Genomic DNA, 3,502 nt, shown 5'->3' on the forward strand with positions numbered 1-3,502 from the left:
ATCATTAATTCTATCAACCATAATATTAATAAAACTGGTAAGGATGACGAAGAAATAAGATATATAGGGGAACATTGCTGAGGTTGCTCTAATCTCTGTGGCTATCATCTGTTCTCGGGAGGGGGTCTCAACATCTATAGCTAGCTAATAGCTAAGATGATTACAAGGTTCATTCTAAGCTAATGGTCCTGTTTCTCCCTAGGTGTTCATTCTAATCATTCTATAGTTCATGGTCACACCTAGGGGTTCTACCTCGCCCACAGGGATCTCGGTATCTCTATGGGCTCATGGGTTGCTGTTGAGCCTAATGGCATGGGGCTCCCATCTAGGGTAGGCCCGCCTGGGCTTGGAGCAGTGCTCCCATCGCCCAGGCGGATCACTAAATAATATAATAACCACCAACTTATATAAGTCTTTCCAACAAACAACGAAAAGAGTCCCCCCGAGGGGATTCGAACCCCTGACCACCCGGTTTCCGCCCGTCCCACTACAGCCGGGCGCTCTGCCGCTGAGCTACGGGGGGCTCCATATAATTATTATAGGGTAACCCTCTTATTTATTTTTTTCTGAGTTATGACCCCCCTCCTCGCCTTAAAAGGTGAGGTTTACCAGCTATTTTATTATGGCTTTGGCGAGGGTTCTCTTCTCTGTTCTACTAGGTTTTTTATCTTCTCTCTTATGGTTATTGTTAGGTGGATCTCTAGGTCGTATTTTTCCTTCAAATCCCTTCCTGGGATCTTTATGCCTGTTGATGATATTATGACATAGCCTGAATCTAGGATCCTCTTTAACCCCTCTATATCCCCCCTTCTAGCCATGTTCTCTAGATATTCCTCTAATTTATAGTGCTCTGCTATCGCTCTCGTGCTCGGTGTTGAGCCACATACTAGGCATGTATAGTCTGGCATTAGGGCGTTGAATCCACATGCTGGGCATTCTGGTGGGAGTGATCTATCTCTCTGGATCATCCACTGTTTATTCCACTCAAGCCTCGCCGCTGCTAGATACTCATCCCTCCCCAGCCTCTTTGCCTCTCTATATAGCTTTCCAGCATAGCTCAGTATCCACGGGCCTAGGGCGGATGCTATGTATTCAAGCTGCTCCTCGCTGAGGCTCTCCCTCAGCTCTAGGATTCCCAGGGCTATTAGGGGTCTTATCCTATCCTCATTCCTCCTTATCCTCTTCACAACCGTATCGACATCGGGTCTCGACTCTCCGAGAACGATCTCTGTTATCTTGGTTAATATAGTTAGAAGCTCCTCTCTAGATAGCCCTAACATATCGAGGCCCAGCCTGGATGATATCTCATCTAGCCTCTCAGACACCCATTCCTCCAGATCGAATGCTTTTTTCCTTGCAGCCCTCCTAGCTCTCTTAGGCTTCTCCTCAGCCTCCTCCTTTTTCTCCTCCGCTTTAGCGCCTTTCTTTCTAGGCATAGGCATCCTATAGATACGATGCGCCTAAATACTAATATCCAATAATTAGATAGCTTAACATGAATCTGTTACTTTCACCCACCCCTCTAAGGTATTCCCGGCGCAATAGAATTTATTATATTTTTTGTAACGAGGTATTACATGGGATAGGGTGGCCCAATCAGTGAAAAAGACTAGGGAAATATATGGGGGAAGGGAAACAAGATATTTGACGCTATGTGTATGGGGTGGTGATCTATGTCAAGGGCTATAGATACAGAGACGTCTAAGGCTACGAGATCTGAGAAGGAGGCTAGACAGCTGTTCATAGTTGTTGTTAAGAGGGATGGCTCTAGAGAGGACTTCGATATAGGGAAGCTAGCGAGATCCATAGCATTGGCTATGAAAGGATCTGGGCTCGATGTAGGCTTAGTTGAGGAGGTAATAGATAGTGTTTATGAGGAGCTTGAGGATAGATGCGGCTCGCGAGAGATCTGCGAGATATTAACAAGAGATCTTGCTGATCTTGTTGAGAAGAGATTCATGATAATGGGTATCAGGGATCAGAGGTTCTTCGAGGCTGCTAAGAGATATGCCCTCGCAAGGATCTACCAGGATGTATATGGCGATAGATGGGATGGATCTTTCAGCGAGAGAGATCTTCTGCTTACCTATCAAGCTATAAAGGTTCTCGAGTCTAGGTACCTGCTTAAAGATCCTGAGAGCCTTAGATATATAGAGACGCCTCAGATGTTGTTTAGAAGAGTTGCCAGGGTTATAGCTTCTGTTGAGAAGCTATATGGCAAATCTGATAAGGAGGTAAGGGATCTTGAGGAGGAGTTCTACGAGTTAATATCATCCCTCAGATTCATCCCTAATACACCTACTCTAATGAATGCTGGTACTAGGTTGGGCATACTCTCGGCATGCTTCGTAATACCTGTTAGAGACTCTCTAGTAACACCTGATGGGGAGGGTATAATGGATGCCCTCAGAGCCCAGGCTATAATTCAGAAGATGGGTGGTGGAACAGGCTTCTCATTCTCCGAGCTGAGACCTGAAGGAGATGTGGTGGGATCCACAGCTGGGGTTGCCTCAGGACCCCTCAGCTTCATGAGACTCTTTGATGTAAACACGGACGTGATTAAGCAGGGTGGTAAGAGGAGAGGCGCTAACATGGGGATCCTACATGTTTGGCATCCGGATATTGAGAGGTTCATAGTGAGCAAGACTGGCGAGCTCAAAGATGTGCATCTGCAGAACTTCAACATAAGCGTTGGCATGTATGATGCCTTTATGAAGGCGCTTGAGAAGGGCGAGAAATTCCCCCTGATAAATCCGAGGAAGACACAGCTGAGACCAGGATCAGGTGATTCCAGGTTCTATGCCATTGTAAGGGCTAGACATAGCATTGAGGAGGAGTGGGTTCAAGAGGCTATATTGGATGAGCTTGAGGAGAGGGGAGGCTCTATCCCCCTCGACGAGTCTAGGATAATAACTTGGGAGGAGGCTTTAGCAATAGCGGAGAGGGAGGGTGCTATAGTGAGGTGGATAGATCCTAGGGAGCTCTGGAGGAAGATTGTGAGGGGCGCCTGGGACTCAGGAGATCCAGGGCTTGTCTTTATAGATACTATTAATAGGAGGCACTCCGTCTGGTATCTAGGCAAGATAAACGCTACAAACCCGTGTGCCGAGGAACCCCTCCTAGATTGGGAGCCGTGTAACCTGGGCTCGATAGATCTTGCTAAATATGTTGTAGAGGATCAAGGAGTGCCGAGGATAGATCTTGAGGGGCTGGCCAGGGATATAAGGATAGCTGTTAGGTTCCTAGATAATGTTATAGATGCTGCTAAGTGGCCACTACCACAGCTTGAGAGAGGGGCGAAGCTCACTAGAAAGATCGGCTTAGGCGTTATGGGCTGGGCCCACGCGCTGATAAGGCTCGGGATAAGATATGATAGTGTAGACGCGATCTATCTAGCATGGTATCTAGCTAGGTTCATATATTACCATGCATTGAAGGCATCCATAGATCTTGCGAAGGAGAAGGGGGCCTTCCCAACATTCATACCAAAGCTCTATAGACC

Annotated in this window: 2 protein-coding genes and 1 tRNA gene; 1 reads left to right on the top strand and 2 read right to left on the bottom strand. The window is 46.9% G+C overall.

The annotated features are described in order from the left end of the window. Window positions 1-437: 437 nt before the first annotated feature. Window positions 438-523 (bottom strand) — tRNA-Tyr (locus QXE01_12195). A 97-nt stretch (window positions 524-620) separates the two neighbouring features. Next, on the bottom strand, window positions 621-1,436 hold the full coding sequence (locus QXE01_12200; protein ID MEM4972000.1) for a hypothetical protein: 816 nt from the start codon (window positions 1,434-1,436) through the stop codon (window positions 621-623). Between the two features lie 237 nt (window positions 1,437-1,673). Here QXE01_12200 and QXE01_12205 point away from each other — a divergent pair. Then, the coding region (locus tag QXE01_12205) for an adenosylcobalamin-dependent ribonucleoside-diphosphate reductase (GenBank protein MEM4972001.1) at window positions 1,674-3,502 on the top strand (1,829 nt) is incomplete at its 3' end.

This window comes from Sulfolobales archaeon (assembly GCA_038897115.1).
In the GTDB taxonomy this organism is placed as follows: domain Archaea; phylum Thermoproteota; class Thermoprotei_A; order Sulfolobales; family AG1; genus AG1.